Genomic DNA, 13,083 nt, shown 5'->3' with positions numbered 1-13,083 from the left:
CCGCCAGCGCGTCGGCCACCAGCTGGACATTGGGATGAGTGCTCACGGACGAAACCTTACTTCTCGTAGATGCTGATCAACTTGCGGTAGGCCTTGGGATTGCTCAGTACGCCGGTGTTGTCGGCGAACTGATCGATCGCGCCGACCAGGCCGAGCTCCCGCACCTTCTGGTCCTTCACCGCCTTGAGGCTCGCCTCGGCGAAGCGCCCGGCATGGAGCACGATCGCCGGCCGCTCGTGGAACTGGTGCGGCTCCACGTCGACGGCGTCCGTCAGCCTCAACGCGTTGAACCGGATCGCGGCCTTGCGGTACGCCGATGTCAGCGCGCGCTCGCGTTCGTTGTGGGTGCCGGCTTCGAGCGTGTCCTCGAGATCGCGATCCAGGCCGTCAGGGTGGCCGAGCCGGCTGAACGCGGTACCGAGCCACTTCGTATAGGGCGCGTAGGTGCGCTCCATCAGCAGGGCGAGCCGCATCAGGTCGCGGACGAGCCGGGCGGCGACGACGCGCGAGCCGAGCTCGTCGCCGACCTCTGACGTGCGTTGGACGAAGGTCTCTTCCTCGGCGATCCGGGACCACTGGCAGGCGATCATCCAGCGCCAGAGGTCGTCCGGGTACCACCGGAGCTCGTCCCGTACCACCTGCAGCCGGCCGTCATCGGCGTACACCTGGCCGGCGACCACCCCCAGCAGCTTCTGCTGTGGGGTCACGAGCCAGTCCTGGAGGCTCAGGTGGCGGCCGTTGAGCACGCCTAGGTGCTCCTCGAGCCAGGCGTCGATGGTGGTGACTGTGATGTGGTGGATCGGCTCTTGGGTGTCCCAGCCGAAGCGCACGGGGTGACCTCGGTACTCGTCCGGCAAGCCTGTCTCGATCGCCGTGGTGGCGTGGTCCACCTGGTAGGCGTCGACGAAGACGTGCAGGCGCGGACCCCAGCCGTGGTCCATCGAGCGCTCGGTGTCGTAGCCGAGTACGTCCGAGCCCCAGCCGAGGAGGCCTGCGGCGTAAGGGATTCCGGCGAGCAGCGGGCGGATGATCTCGTCGTGGAAGCCCTGGCTCAGGGTCCGCGCGGAGATGAAGGCGCTGCCGGTGGTCATGGGGTGACAGTAGTTCGGGGGAGTGGGTGGTCACATCCGGTTTTCGATGAATTCCGGGGTCTGGCTTTGTCTGGTTTCAGGTCAGCTCGGCGGCGCCGAAGGAGACGTTGAAGCGGTTGCACCAGATCGAGACGCTGGTCAGGGCTTTCAGGTCGACATCGTTGGGGATCTCGTAGTTCTGGTTGCCTTGGTTGCCTTTGAGCTGCCCGAGGCTGCGGTACCTGCCGTCGTCGAAGACGTGCCAGCCTCGTTTGCCGTCGAGCACCTTGGCGTCGCTGAGCCAGACCTCGAGGTCGGGGCCGTCGGAGGTGTCGAGGGCCTCCAGGCGTAGTACGCGGGAGCCGTCGGGCAGTTCGAGGATGGCGACCGTGCCGGTCGTCTTGTGCTCGTGGCTGATGAAGGTGCCGGAGGTGAGTCTTCTGGGCGTCTTGGGCCGGGTCGCGGAGGAGGTTGGCCGGCGGTCGCCGGAAATTGTCGGTGGCGGCACAGAGGATGTGGTCATGGAGATCGGATCGGCGCCCGGAAGCGCTTCGTCGACCACCTTGCCGGTGAAGAGCCGCCAAGGCTGGAAGAGCGGCAGTGCGACGGCCGCGACCACGGCGGCGACCGCCACGGTGGCGACGGCCAGGGTGCGGCGGCGGGTGCTCGGCATCGATCGGCTCCAGTCCGTCACCCGGCGGATCCGGGCACTGGATCCAGTCTGGCGGCGGGAGCCCGCGCCGCGGCCCGCCCGCCGCTTACGTCCCGTTGACGATTGCCGACGGGCAGGGTTACGCTTTCAGTGTTCGAACAGATGTTCGATTGCCGCAGATCCGGTTTCGTCGGGAGAGCGGGCAGTGGCGATCGGGACAGCTGAAGGACTCCGGTGCGGAGTTGCGGCCGCATCGGTAACCGGTGGTCCCGGTGGGCCGGGCGCCGAGGTGGACCTCGACCCCCACCTGGCGCCCACCCACCGGGCCGCTGACCAGGGGAAGAAGTTCGCGCACAGGAGGCGATGCGGTATGTGGGAGTTCGATGAGTCCGTCGAGGTGCGTTCAGACGTCGTGGACGGGATCGAGACTCCACAGCAATTCCTGTGGCGCGGGCGGTTGTGGCGGGTCTGCGCGGTCGAAGCCCACTGGGTGGAGACGGCGGCCTGGTGGGAGCGTGGCGTGATCGGCGCCGGCGTGGGTGCTGCGACGGCCACCGCCGTGGCGGGATCGTCCGCCGCAGTCGGGGTGCTGGACGCGGATTGGGGGCCGCAACGGGCGGTCTACCGCGTGGAGGCGGGGTGCGGCCGGCACGGCCGGCGGGAGATGTTCGATCTCGCGCACGACCCGGACTCCGGACGTTGGCAACTGGAGAGGGTGACGGACCGATGACAGTTTCACCGGTTTCGCCGGCAGCCGCCGGCTCGGCCAGCCGCGATCTTTCCCGGGCGCGTACGGCGCTCGCCGAGGCCCGCGAGGCCGACGACCACCTGATCCGCTACTCGAGCGCCCACGTGGCCGCCCTTCGAGTCGCGGCCGCGGTGCTCGCCGTCCGCGCCCGCCCGGTCCGCTCCGGCGCCCGCCGCCGCATCCAGCGCAACGCCTGGGTGCTGCTGTCCGAGGTCGCCCCCGAGTTCGGCGAATGGGCCTCCTTCTTCGCTGCCGGCGCCACCCAGCGCGCCGCCGCCGAAGCCGGCCTCGAGCGAGCCGTCACCACCCGCGAGGCCGACGACCTGGTCCGCGCCGCCGAAACCTTCTACGACCTGGTCGAGTCCAGCCTCAACCTCACCACCCAGCCCGTCCTCCCCAGAGCCTCCGACCCCCAGTCGGTCCTAGCCCAACCCTGGATGCAGGCCAGCTAACCGCCGCTCCACCCCAATCAGCGCCCGCGGGTCCCCGTCCCGCGGGCGCTCACCCATGCCCACCCCACGCATTCACCCCACGCACCCGGCGCGTCTGCTCCTGTGTCGCTTCCGCTCTGGGTGCTTCCGTCCGCCCTCGGCTGGGCGCTCCTACGTCGCGCGATGCGGCCACGGCCGTCGTCACCTAGTCGCTGGCCAGCAGGTGTTCGAAGCGCTCCCCTGGGGCAAGTGTCCCCGGGCGTATCCGCCGCACTGCTCGTGCGTCCTCACCAGCATCGGGTACACGAGTGGGGAGGATTTTCGCGGGACCTTGGGAGGGGATTGGCCCGAATCGGGGGTATTTGCCTCCCCGGTTGCAACTGGCCGGGCTTCGACCGCGTGGTTGGGTTGAGCGCCGTCGAGAGCGGGGTGATGGATGCCGGGTGGTCGAGTTTCGCCTGGGATGGGGTGCTCTGGCTGGCGGGGGGAGACCGCTAGATCGGAAGGTCGAGTGGGACGCGGAGGTCGGGGCCGTCGTCGTTCAGGAGTACGGAGGCTTCTGCGGCATGGGCGCGGTACAGGCGTAGGGGGGTAGGGGCTTGTAGCTGTTCGGGGGTGAAGGTGGTCAGGTCTGGGTGGCGGCCGCGGTAGATCTCGGTGCAGCGCGCGAGGTCGGAGTTGTCGACCTGTTCGGCATGGGCGGTCAGATAGACGGCTTCGGCGTGGAAGACCGGTACCTGGGAATTGAAGATGACGATGGCGACCTCGGGGCGATCGGTGAGGTTGGTGGAATGGCGGCTGTCGGGGCGCGAGACCCAGTAGAAGTCGATGCCGCCGTCGGGGGTGAAGTACACCGGAGAAACCCACGGCCGACCGTCGTGGTCGGCGGTGGCAAGGGTCAGATAATTGCTGGCGTCGATGATTCGGCGGGCGGTGTCCTGGGGAGTCATTGGCCCTCGCTCGTCTGATGTGAGTACGAGTTGTCAGCGATCTGGATGTCTGTACTACCGGTGAAGACGAACAGTGGCGCGGTGTACGGCGGCCGGCCTGGTCCGTCGATGGGGCGGATCGTGTTGGTCGTGAAGTGGAAGCCGGCGACGCTCTTGGCGTTGACGAGGGTGAGGTCGCCGACGTCGAAGGTGTTCTCGGTGACCGTGATGTTGCGATGCACCGGCTTGGCGGGGTCGACGTCGCGGTTGGTCGGCTCGATGAGAATGACCGGATCGGCTGGCCTGGTGAACGTGTTGCCGCGGATGGTGACGTCCGTGACCGAGCCCGATTCGTACCACTGGTAGGCGTCCGCGGAGATGAAGATGCTGGCCATCGACATCGCCTCGAAACGGTTGCTGGTGATCAGTACCGGCTTGCGGGTCGTGACGAGTACGCCGCGGGTCGGCACGTTGCGGAAGACGTTGCCGGAGATGACGACCGACGGCGTGTAGGTGATGTTCTCGGCGACGGTGTTGCCGATCTCGACATCGTCGGGCAGTGGCCGGTCGAAGGTGACGGTCATCGTGGTCAGCGGTTTCGCATGGTCCATCCCGCTCGGCCCGTCGACAGCGACGACCACGGCCCTCGCGGAGAGCGGGAACATGGTGAGTTTGTCGACGAACTCGACCTCGTCGCCTGGGTAGAACTGCGGGAAGCCGGCCGTCTGCGGGTGTTCGTAGCCGAGGGCGAGCGCGTTCGGTGCCGGTCTGCCGACGACCTCGAGGTACGTGCCGTGGATGTTGATCGGGTCGTCGTGCGGGCCGTCGAAGACGCAGTCGGTGATCGTGATGTCGCCCTTGATGCCGGACAGCTGGACGAAGTCGGCGAACGAGGCGGTGGTACGGCCGGAAGCCGGGTCGGGCGTGAAGTTCACCTGGTCGATGGTGATGTTCTCGCTGAACTGCCCGACGACGCCGAACGTCTGCAGGTAGTGGGCGTCGATCGACCGCAGGATCACGTTCGACGACTCCCAGATGAAGGCGCCCGGCTCCTCGCGTTCGATCAGCCGCATCTGGTAGACGAGGCCGGCGTCGTCCGGTCGCGCGGCCGTCGCGTAGTCGATGCGGATCTGGCCGTCGCCGAGATCGAGCAGGCCGGCGACGTCGGTGAAGAGCGGGTTGTCGTCGCGCCAGGTGCGTTGCGCCGCCGGGTCGTGGATCTGGGTGTACTCGAGTCCGTCGGTGCCTGACCAGTACGGCGTACCGGTGGCCGGGCTGGTCTCGCCGAGCCAGGTCAGGTGAGTGCCGTTTACCTCGTACGGGCTGCCGGCGGGGACGGACAAGACCCGGTACGCGCGGCCGTCGGTCACGCCCGCGTCGGCGACCGTGACGTCGACAACCTTCGGGGCGGCGTAGTCGAAGGAGAAGTTCGTGAAGGTCACGTCCGTCGAACGGATCGCCGCGAACGCGGTCTGCAGTCCGTGGTAGATGAGCTTCGCGCCACGCCCGTCGACGATGACGTCGTGCATGTCCTCGACAAGGAGGCCGATCTTCTTCTCGCGGTAGCGCTGGTCGGCGCCGACGGTGTTGGAGACATACAGCTCACGCGTCTGCGCTTGCTCGGGATACAGCTGGAAGGTGCCTTCGGAGAGGACGATCCGTACCGGGCGGCCGAGCGTCTTGGCGTGCCGGAACGCTGCGGCGACCGCCGGCGCGGAGTCGGCCCGCCCGGTCGGGTCGGCGCCGAAGGCAACCACATCGACAAGCTCCGGTACTGACGCCATGGCCACCATGATCCTTGGCCCGGGCGGTCGCGGGAAAACCGGTGTCGGTCGATGGACGACCGCACCTACGCTCGGCCGGGTGAAGCCGCCGCCGATCCGCCGCGAAGCGATCCAGAACTGGCTGGGCGGCGACGCGGTCGTCGTCGGGATCGGGCGACGGGTGGCACTCACCGGTGGCGCGACGGCGAGGGTGATCGAGCGGGTCGAAATCTTGTACCGGACAGGGGAGTGCTCCTGTCGGGTCGAGGTGGTTGCCAAGCGAGCGACGGCGGGTGAGGTGGCTGCGCTCAGCAGCTTGGATGTTGTGGACCCGGTGTTCCCGGAGTTGATCGACCGCGGTGTCGATGAGGACGGGCCCTGGATTGTGGTGCCGTTCGAGGTTGGCGGGGCGATCGGATGGACGGTCGAGCCGCCAGGGGTTGTGTACGCCGCGCTGGCACGACTACATCTGCGACACCTCGGCCGGGTCGATGAGTTGCCGGCTGAGATCCCGAAGGTCGATGAGCAGTTCCTGCGATCGGCGTTCACTGGGTTTGCGCCGGGTGGCATCGCCAAGGCGGTAGCTCGGCACGGACAGCATGCGGTGCTCGATCGTGCGCTCGAGATGCTCGCGCGGTTTGCTGAGGAGGAGCGGCTGTTGCTCGGGTTGGAGGTGTTGCCGGCGACGCTGATCCACGGCGATGTGTACGGCGACAACGTCATCGCGAGCGAGCCGTCGCCGCGGTTGATCGACTGGGGGAGTGCGCGGGTCGGGCCGGGGATGCTCGATGTGGTGATGGCCGGGCGGAGGGCCGGGATGGCGGCGTACAAGGAAGCCTGGATGAAGGAGGCCGGTACGCCGATCGACGAGTGGCTGGCGGCGACGGGGGCGGCGTGGGCGACGGCGGTGAGCAACGCGACGTTCGTCGGGGCGACTGCGGAACGGTCGGTGGAGGTTGCCGAGTTGATGGTCGAAGAGGCCGAGGAAGCCGTCGAGCGGCTCGGCGAGTTGCTGTCTCGTCGCCCTTGAAGGTTGTGCCGCCGCCGGTGAAGAGGCGGTGGTGGTGAGGAGGGTCGGTGCTCGGCCAGTAGGGTGTGGCTCGAAGTGGTGTTGTCGCGAGAAGGGCTTCAGGATGGTCGACCGACGTCGGCGCTCGGTGCGAACGGCGCTGGTCGCCGAGGCTCTGCGAGTGGCACTTGCGGGCCGGGCTCGTATCGACCCCGGAGCAGGTCTGGACATCGTCGATCTCGGCGGTGGTACCGGTGGATTCGCTGTCCCGTTAGCAGTTGAGGGGCACCGCGTCACCGTCGTCGACCCCAGCCCCGATGCGCTCGCCTCGCTCGAACGGCGTGCGGCCGACGAGGGTGTGAGCAAGCTCGTCCGTGGTGTTCAAGGCGATGCCGCCGAGCTCCCTGAGGTCGCGGGGGAGTCGACTGCCGACGCAGTCCTCTGCCACGGCGTGCTCGAGGTTGTCGACGACCCGGTTCAGGCGCTGCAGGCGATGGCCTCCGTACTACGGGAAGGCGGGGTACTCAGCCTCCTGGTTGCCCAGCGCAACGCCGTCGTATTGGCTCGCGCGCTGGCCGGCCACCTCACCGAAGCTCGCGTCGCGCTGCAGGACGCCGACGGGCGCTGGGGTCCGACCGACCCGATGCCCCGGCGCTTCGACGAGGCGGGCATCATCGCCCAGCTGGCCGAGGCCGGCTTCATGGTGCACACCGTGCATGGGGTGCGTACGTTCGCCGACCTGGTCCCCGCGGCCTTCGTCGACTCCGAGCCAGGTGCCCCCGAGGCACTAGCTGAGCTCGAGCGAGCCGCCAGCCAGCACCCCGCCTTCCGTGCCCTCGCCCCCCAACTCCACATCCTCGCCACCCGCTGACGCCGGCCGGCCTCTGCGGGTTGGCTGGGTCAATCGTTCGTACTAGTTGGTGGAGCCGGTCGGGAATGCCTTTCGGGGCATTGCGTGCTGCTCGGAAGTTGATTACTTGCTGTGTCCGGATGGCGGCGACACGCCGGATGAATACCTGCCTTCCAGCGCTGAAACCGGTGCCGGAGCAGCGGTTACCGTGCGGAGTTGCCGGACCGTGACGCGCGGGACAGGCAGTCAGGGTTTCGTGGACCGCATGGTCGGCCTAGACTGGACTCGGCCTATCGAGATCGCGCTCACCATGGAGGGATCGACGGTGCCCCTCTCGGAAGAAGAGCAGCGCCAGTTCGAGCAGCTCGAACGTGCCCTCGCTGCGGAAGACCCGAAGTTTGTTTCCGCCATGCGAGGCACCAATGTGCGCTTGTACTACAAGCGCCGGGCAGTGCTTGCCGGCGTTGGATTCGTGCTGGGTATTGCCATCTTGATGGCCGGCGCGATCATCCCCAACACCATCATCGGAGTCATCGGCTTCGTCGTGATGGTCGCCTGCCTGTACATCGCGGCGCTGAGCATGAAGCGGATCAGCAACGCGAGCGACGGCGATGACCTGCCGCCGCCTCCGCCGCAGTCCAAACGGCACCGGACCAGACACGATTCGTCCGGCAGCTTCATGGAGCGGATGGAAGACCGCTGGCGCCGCCGCCGCGACGAGGACCTCTGAGCCTCTAGCCGTTCCCGAGCCACACCCGCGCGCCCGCGCCGGGTGTGGTTCTGTCTACGCCAGTACTACGTACGCACGGCCGGCCTGCGCTGTCGGCTGCCAGTTGGTGCCTGGCTGGGTTAGCTTCCACCCGCCCACCAGATGGCTGGTGGTCCAGTTCCCTGCGGGCGGGTGAAAGCAGGTGTTGTCGAGGAGGCTGCGCGTGTGGTGGCTAGCCGGTGTGGCGGCTGGTGCGGTGGGGGGTCAGGGCGGAGCGGATTCGGGCTAGTAGGAGGTCGAATTCGTCCAGGAGGTCGGACGCTTCGGAGCTGCCTCGGTTGAGGTACCAACGCCAGGACGGTGGGAGGAGCCGGGCGCGGAGGCGGCGGAAGAAGCGGACGTCTTGCCAGAGGGCCTTGCGGACTTGCTCGGCTTCGGGGCGGAGGTCGGGGAACGAGTCGCCGAGGCCGGCGTACCGCATGGCTTCGACGCCGCGGGCCAGGCGGAGGGCAGCAGGCTGCGTCTCCTCCGGGACCTGGGTGATCAGCCAGTCGCCCAGCTGCCGAGGTGTTGCGACCTCCGACCAGTCCAGGCCGAGATCGCGAGCAGTGTCGCGGACTTCGGCCCACAAGCCCTCGATCCCGATCCGGCTCGGTTCGCGGCTGTAGCGGCGACGTCTGGTCAGCGTGCGGACCAGCCACGGCACACCGAGCAGCAGGATCACGGCCAGCGAGCTGCCGATGATCTTGGCGCCGCCGTTGGTGAACCAGTTGCCGCCGCCGACCGGAGCGAGGCCACTCTCGCCGGGCAGGTTGCGCTCGCCGGGCAGCCGGGGGTTCTCGGGGTCGACGGTCGAGCCAGGAGTCGTCGGCGCCGTGGTCGGCGCGGTCGTCGGGTTGCTCGGGGTGATGTTGGCCGGGTTGCTCCAGCTCGGCGTGGTCGCGGCCCGGACCGACGGAGTCGGCTCGAAGCGGACCCAGCCGCTGCCCTCGAAGTACAGCTCCGGCCACGCGTGCATGTCGTGCATCTTCACGATGTGCTGGTTGTTCTTGCCCGTCGTACCCGGCAGGAAGCCGATCCCGACCCGGGCCGGAATGCCGAGTGTCCGGGCCAGCAGCGCCATCCCGGTCGCGAACTGCTCGCAGTACCCGGTCTTCTCCTGGAACAGGAATTTCTCCAGCGCACGCATGCCGCTCGAGCTGTCCGTCGCCGTGCTGTAGGTGAAGTCGCCGCCGCGGAACCAGTCCTGCAGCATGGTCGCCTGCAGGTAGTGGTTGCCGTTCGCCTTGGCGGTGATCGAGCGGGCCAGCTCCGTCATCTTCGGCGGGGTCCGCGCCGGGACGTCGCTGGTGGTCTGGTCGGGCTCGCCGCCGGGGACGCTGTCGTTCAGCTCTTCCGCGGTCGGCTTCAGGTCGTACCAGCTGAGGTTGAAGTCCTGGCCGCCGACGACGCTGCCGTTGGTGGACAGCACGTCCAGCGTGCTCGCGTCGAACTTCCAGTTCTTCTTCAGCGAGATCGTCCGCAACGGATACGGCACCGGCGCGAACTGGGACCGGAAGCTGCGGCTGACCTGGATCTTCAGCTTGTTCTCCGGGACCTTGCTCAGGTCGCCGGTGTAGCCGGGCGGCGGGCTCAACGGACCGCTGCCGATCTTCTGGCCTTCACCCGAATCCGACCTGCGCCAGGTGTTGCCGTCGAAGAGGTCCAGCGCGGTCAGCCGCAGATAGACGCCTTCCGGCGGGCCGCCGGTGTAGGTCAGCGCCGTCACGTTGTCGCCGCGCTTCAGGTTCTTGCCCATGTCGAGCATGGTGTCGTTGGGGGAGACGATCGCGCCGCTACCCGACCCGCCACCACCGGCTGAGCCGTTGCCGATCACGCCTTCGGGCAGAGCGGGAATCAACGCCGGCAGCAATGCGGCCAACGCGACCACACTCAGCCCGATCCGTCGCCCGGCCTGGCCGAGCGCGGAGGCCTCGATCGGCTCGGCCGCGTCCAGGTGCGAGACCCCGGAGATCCGGCGCCCCCAACGGCTGAGCCTGGTCCGCCCTTCCGCAGACAACAAGATGATGTAGCCGACTGCCGGCGGGATGAACAGCAACGCGGGCAGTCCGCCGTGCACGGTCGCCGCAGGCACCGTGTACATCGTCAGCAGCAACAGACCGGCCCATGCAGCCTGCCTGATCTGTACGGCGACCAGGTGGATCAGCAACCCCGCAAAGGCGATCACCGTCGACGCGAACAGCAACAGGTGCCGGTCGTACGGCAGCGGCGCGCTGTACCGGTTGATGGCGTCCATCGCGTCGACCATCTGATCGTTGAAGGCGATCGCCGTGGCCTTCCACGGGACCAGCCCCCACTTCATCGTGTTGTGCAGGAACGACAGCGAGATCAGCTCGATCAGCACCACCAGTTGCACGATCGGTACGACGATGCGCGGCGCCCGCCAGTTCTGCAGCCCGATCCCGACCGCGGTCACGATCGCGCAGAAGAAGGCGCTGATGAACAGGAACGGCCCGGAGAACACCGGCGTCAGCACCAGCGCCCCGAGCACGGTCGCGACCCAGGCGGCGATCGAGATCCTCACATGGCCTGTCATGCGATCCTTCCGCTCCGTAGTCCGAGGGTGGACCACACGGTCGGGAGATGGTCTCCGCGCTGCACTCTGGCGACTCGCCAGCCGTTGCGGCGCAGATCGTTCTCGGTGGCATCAGTGGCCGCGGTGAGCCGGGCGGCCTTCTCGGTGCCCTCCGCGCCCACCGACCAGCTTGCCGCATCGAGCAAGAGCGCCACCCCGGTCGCCTGGGTGGTCCGCCAGCGGTTGAGCGAGGTGACGTCCTCGGTGTTGCAGGCGCCGACGATCGCGACCACCAGGCTCGGCTCCTGGATGTGCCGGTCGACAGTCAGCAGCGGGCCGATCTCGGCGTACTTGTGCTCCTCCACCGTCGCGCACTCGGTCAGCAGTTGCTGGCTGGTGAGCGGATGATGGATCGCCGTCGAGTTGCGGTGGCTGATCGCCGACAGCGTCGTCGGTCCGCCGAGCAAGGTGGTGACATAGCCGCGCCGGATCCGGTCGGTACCGACCGAGGCCGCGGCGCTCACCGCCCACTCCAGGCTCGAGGACGGCCCGTGCCCGTGGTGCGAGATGCTCCGGGCGTCCAGGAAGATCGCGCACCGGCTCTGCCAGGGCTGCTCCTCCCGGCGCACCATCATCGCCCCACGCCGCGCGGTCGACCGCCAGTGCACCCGGCGCAGATCGTCGCCGTCGCGGTACTCGCGCACAGTCGCGTCCTCTTCTCCTGCCGACGCGATCGCCCGCGGCCGGTTCTCGCCGGACCCCGCCCGATCAGCTCCCAGCCGTACTTCGGGAAGCTGGTAAACCCGTGGCGTCACCAGCAGATGCTGGCTCCGGGTGAAGGTCCGGCTCGTCTCCACCAACCCGAACGGGTCGGCGACCGTCAGCATCAGCGGGCCGACCTGGAACAGTCCACGCACGTCGGACTTCACCGGGTAGGTGACCGTGCGCCTCCAGTTCGGGCTGACCCGGTCGACGACGAATCGCGGGCGGTGCCCTAGTACATAAGGAATGCGGTCCTCGAGCAGCAGCAGTCCGGCCGGCATCCGGCCCTGGTTGGACAGCGTCAGCTCCACTGTCGACTGGGTGCCCACCGGTACCTGGTCCGGAGCCAGGCTGCGCCGCACCTGCAGGCGCAGCCGGGTCCGGCCGACCACTAGTGCCGCCACCAGCGGCAGCGCGACCAGCAGGATGCCGACACGCAGCAGGTCCTTCTGGCCGAGCAACAGCGCACAAAGAGAAGCAGTGATCCCGGCTGCGACGAACGCCCGCCCCCGGGTGGTCAGTCCGCGCAAAGCCTGCCGCATGTCTCAGTCCCGACGAGTGCGGGGCAGCGGCACCGAGGCCACGAGCCCAGAGATGATGTCAGCCGCGCCACGTCCACCGAGGTGGGCTTCGGCGGCCGGTAGTACCCGGTGTGCGAGGACTGGTACGGCGAGCTCCTGGATGTCGTCCGGGAGGACGAACTCCCGCGAGTCCAGCGCGGCAGCGGCCCGGGCGGCCCGGATCAGGTGCAGCGTGGCGCGCGGGCTGGCGCCCAGGCGCAGCTCCTGCGAGCGGCGGGTGGCCCCGACCAGGGCGACGGCGTACTCCTTCACCGACTCCGATACGTGCACCGAGTGCACTGTCTTCACCAGGCGGAGGATCTGCTGTCCGTCGGTCACCGGCTGCAGCGACTCCAGCGGCTCGGCGGCGGCGTGCCCGTCGAGCATCCGCAGCTCGGCGGCCGGCTCCGGGTAGCCCATCGACAGCCGGGCCATGAAGCGGTCGCGCTGTGCCTCGGGAAGGGGATAGGTCCCTTCCATCTCGATCGGGTTCTGCGTCGCGATCACCATGAACGGCGCCTCGAGCTGGTACGTCGTGGTGTCGACGGTGACCTGGCGCTCCTCCATCGACTCCAGCAGCGCGGCCTGGGTCTTCGGCGACGCGCGGTTGATCTCGTCGCCGACGACGATGTTCGCGAACACCGCGCCCGGCTTGAACTCGAACTCGCGGTTCTCCTGGTTGAAGACCGACACGCCGGTGATGTCAGACGGAAGCAGGTCCGGCGTGAACTGGATCCGGCGCACGGTGCAGTCGATCGACCGGGCCAGTGCCTTGGCCAGCATCGTCTTGCCGACGCCGGGCACGTCCTCGATCAGCAGATGTCCTTCGGCCAGTAGCACGGTGACGGCTACTTCGACCACATCGGGTTTGCCTTCGATCACAGTCTCGATGGCTCGGCGGACCCGTCCCGCCACCTCTGTCAGCTCGTCGAATTCCATGGCCGAGCTGGTCGCGGTGGTGCTCACCCTGAGTCCTCCCCATTGGTTGTTGGCCGACTCATTCTGACCCGGCGTAGGGGTCGGGC

The 13,083-nt window shown here is 68.2% G+C and carries 12 protein-coding genes; 5 read left to right on the top strand and 7 right to left on the bottom strand.

The window, feature by feature from the left end; all coding sequences use genetic code 11:
- Positions 1-56 precede the first annotated feature (56 nt).
- Together ABD116_RS13170 and ABD116_RS13165 are read right to left on the bottom strand one after the other, a co-directional pair.
- Positions 57-1,091 carry a DUF4037 domain-containing protein gene (locus ABD116_RS13170; RefSeq protein WP_343968534.1) on the bottom strand — a complete coding sequence of 345 codons (1,035 nt, stop codon included), beginning with the start codon at positions 1,089-1,091 and terminating at the stop codon, positions 57-59.
- A 76-nt stretch (positions 1,092-1,167) separates the two neighbouring features.
- Complete coding sequence (locus ABD116_RS13165; RefSeq protein WP_343968532.1) at positions 1,168-1,743, bottom strand: DM13 domain-containing protein; 576 nt, start codon at positions 1,741-1,743, stop codon at positions 1,168-1,170.
- A 349-nt stretch (positions 1,744-2,092) separates the two neighbouring features.
- Here ABD116_RS13165 and ABD116_RS13160 point away from each other — a divergent pair, with 349 nt between their 5' ends.
- Positions 2,093-2,452 (top strand): DUF6504 family protein, encoded by a 360-nt coding sequence (locus tag ABD116_RS13160; RefSeq protein ID WP_343968530.1) that lies wholly within the window; start codon positions 2,093-2,095, stop codon positions 2,450-2,452.
- The gene (locus tag ABD116_RS13155; protein WP_343968528.1) at positions 2,449-2,922 is read left to right on the top strand and encodes an SAV_6107 family HEPN domain-containing protein; all 474 of its coding nucleotides are present in this window, start codon (positions 2,449-2,451) and stop codon (positions 2,920-2,922) included. Before ABD116_RS13160 ends, ABD116_RS13155 begins: the two co-directional genes overlap by 4 nt.
- A gap of 473 nt (positions 2,923-3,395) precedes the next feature.
- On the opposite strand, the gene ABD116_RS13150 is transcribed toward ABD116_RS13155, so the two are convergent.
- Complete coding sequence (locus tag ABD116_RS13150) at positions 3,396-3,851, bottom strand: pyridoxamine 5'-phosphate oxidase family protein (RefSeq protein ID WP_343968526.1); 456 nt, start codon at positions 3,849-3,851, stop codon at positions 3,396-3,398.
- On the bottom strand, positions 3,848-5,614 hold the full coding sequence (locus tag ABD116_RS13145) for a right-handed parallel beta-helix repeat-containing protein (RefSeq protein ID WP_343968524.1): 1,767 nt from the start codon (positions 5,612-5,614) through the stop codon (positions 3,848-3,850). Before ABD116_RS13145 ends, ABD116_RS13150 begins: the two co-directional genes overlap by 4 nt.
- Before the next feature lie 79 nt (positions 5,615-5,693).
- Here ABD116_RS13145 and ABD116_RS13140 point away from each other — a divergent pair, with 79 nt between their 5' ends.
- The 3 genes from ABD116_RS13140 to ABD116_RS13130 all read left to right on the top strand — a co-directional run bounded on the left by ABD116_RS13140 (position 5,694) and on the right by ABD116_RS13130 (position 8,182).
- Positions 5,694-6,623, top strand: a complete 930-nt coding sequence (locus ABD116_RS13140) for an aminoglycoside phosphotransferase family protein (protein WP_343968522.1) — start codon at positions 5,694-5,696, stop codon at positions 6,621-6,623.
- A 103-nt stretch (positions 6,624-6,726) separates the two neighbouring features.
- Positions 6,727-7,473 carry a class I SAM-dependent methyltransferase gene (locus ABD116_RS13135; protein WP_343968520.1) on the top strand — a complete coding sequence of 249 codons (747 nt, stop codon included), beginning with the start codon at positions 6,727-6,729 and terminating at the stop codon, positions 7,471-7,473.
- Positions 7,474-7,717: 244 nt separating this feature from the next.
- Positions 7,718-8,182, top strand: a complete 465-nt coding sequence (locus ABD116_RS13130) for a DUF3040 domain-containing protein (protein WP_343968816.1) — start codon at positions 7,718-7,720, stop codon at positions 8,180-8,182.
- Between the two features lie 211 nt (positions 8,183-8,393).
- On the opposite strand, the gene ABD116_RS13125 is transcribed toward ABD116_RS13130, so the two are convergent.
- From ABD116_RS13125 to ABD116_RS13115, 3 genes are read right to left on the bottom strand one after another with little or no spacing between them, the layout of a single operon-like run.
- The gene (locus ABD116_RS13125) at positions 8,394-10,757 is read right to left on the bottom strand and encodes a transglutaminase TgpA family protein (protein ID WP_343968518.1); all 2,364 of its coding nucleotides are present in this window, start codon (positions 10,755-10,757) and stop codon (positions 8,394-8,396) included.
- Complete coding sequence (locus tag ABD116_RS13120) at positions 10,754-12,040, bottom strand: DUF58 domain-containing protein (protein WP_343968516.1); 1,287 nt, start codon at positions 12,038-12,040, stop codon at positions 10,754-10,756. The genes ABD116_RS13125 and ABD116_RS13120 overlap by 4 nt, the downstream gene beginning before the upstream one ends.
- A gap of 3 nt (positions 12,041-12,043) precedes the next feature.
- The gene (locus tag ABD116_RS13115) at positions 12,044-12,997 is read right to left on the bottom strand and encodes an AAA family ATPase (protein ID WP_343968814.1); all 954 of its coding nucleotides are present in this window, start codon (positions 12,995-12,997) and stop codon (positions 12,044-12,046) included.
- Between the last annotated feature and the right edge of the window lie 86 nt (positions 12,998-13,083).

The organism is Kribbella koreensis, from assembly GCF_039525325.1.
GTDB lineage: Bacteria > Actinomycetota > Actinomycetes > Propionibacteriales > Kribbellaceae > Kribbella > Kribbella koreensis.
Note: the sequence above shows the minus strand (reverse complement) of the source record. Positions and strands in the feature narration are given on the sequence as shown.

Bases quoted from the DNA above. Each gene is read 5' to 3' on its own strand.
- ABD116_RS13160 (WP_343968530.1), top strand. From the start codon at position 2,093: ATGTGGGAGTTCGATGAGTCCGTCGAGGTGCGTTCAGACGTCGTGGAC.
- ABD116_RS13165 (WP_343968532.1), bottom strand. From the start codon at position 1,743: ATGCCGAGCACCCGCCGCCGCACCCTGGCCGTCGCCACCGTGGCGGTC.
- ABD116_RS13120 (WP_343968516.1), bottom strand. From the start codon at position 12,040: ATGCGGCAGGCTTTGCGCGGACTGACCACCCGGGGGCGGGCGTTCGTC.
- ABD116_RS13125 (WP_343968518.1), bottom strand. From the start codon at position 10,757: ATGACAGGCCATGTGAGGATCTCGATCGCCGCCTGGGTCGCGACCGTG.
- ABD116_RS13135 (WP_343968520.1), top strand. From the start codon at position 6,727: ATGGTCGACCGACGTCGGCGCTCGGTGCGAACGGCGCTGGTCGCCGAG.
- ABD116_RS13115 (WP_343968814.1), bottom strand. From the start codon at position 12,997: ATGGAATTCGACGAGCTGACAGAGGTGGCGGGACGGGTCCGCCGAGCC.
- ABD116_RS13130 (WP_343968816.1), top strand. From the start codon at position 7,718: ATGGTCGGCCTAGACTGGACTCGGCCTATCGAGATCGCGCTCACCATG.
- ABD116_RS13145 (WP_343968524.1), bottom strand. From the start codon at position 5,614: ATGGCGTCAGTACCGGAGCTTGTCGATGTGGTTGCCTTCGGCGCCGAC.
- ABD116_RS13170 (WP_343968534.1), bottom strand. From the start codon at position 1,091: ATGACCACCGGCAGCGCCTTCATCTCCGCGCGGACCCTGAGCCAGGGC.
- ABD116_RS13155 (WP_343968528.1), top strand. From the start codon at position 2,449: ATGACAGTTTCACCGGTTTCGCCGGCAGCCGCCGGCTCGGCCAGCCGC.
- ABD116_RS13150 (WP_343968526.1), bottom strand. From the start codon at position 3,851: ATGACTCCCCAGGACACCGCCCGCCGAATCATCGACGCCAGCAATTAT.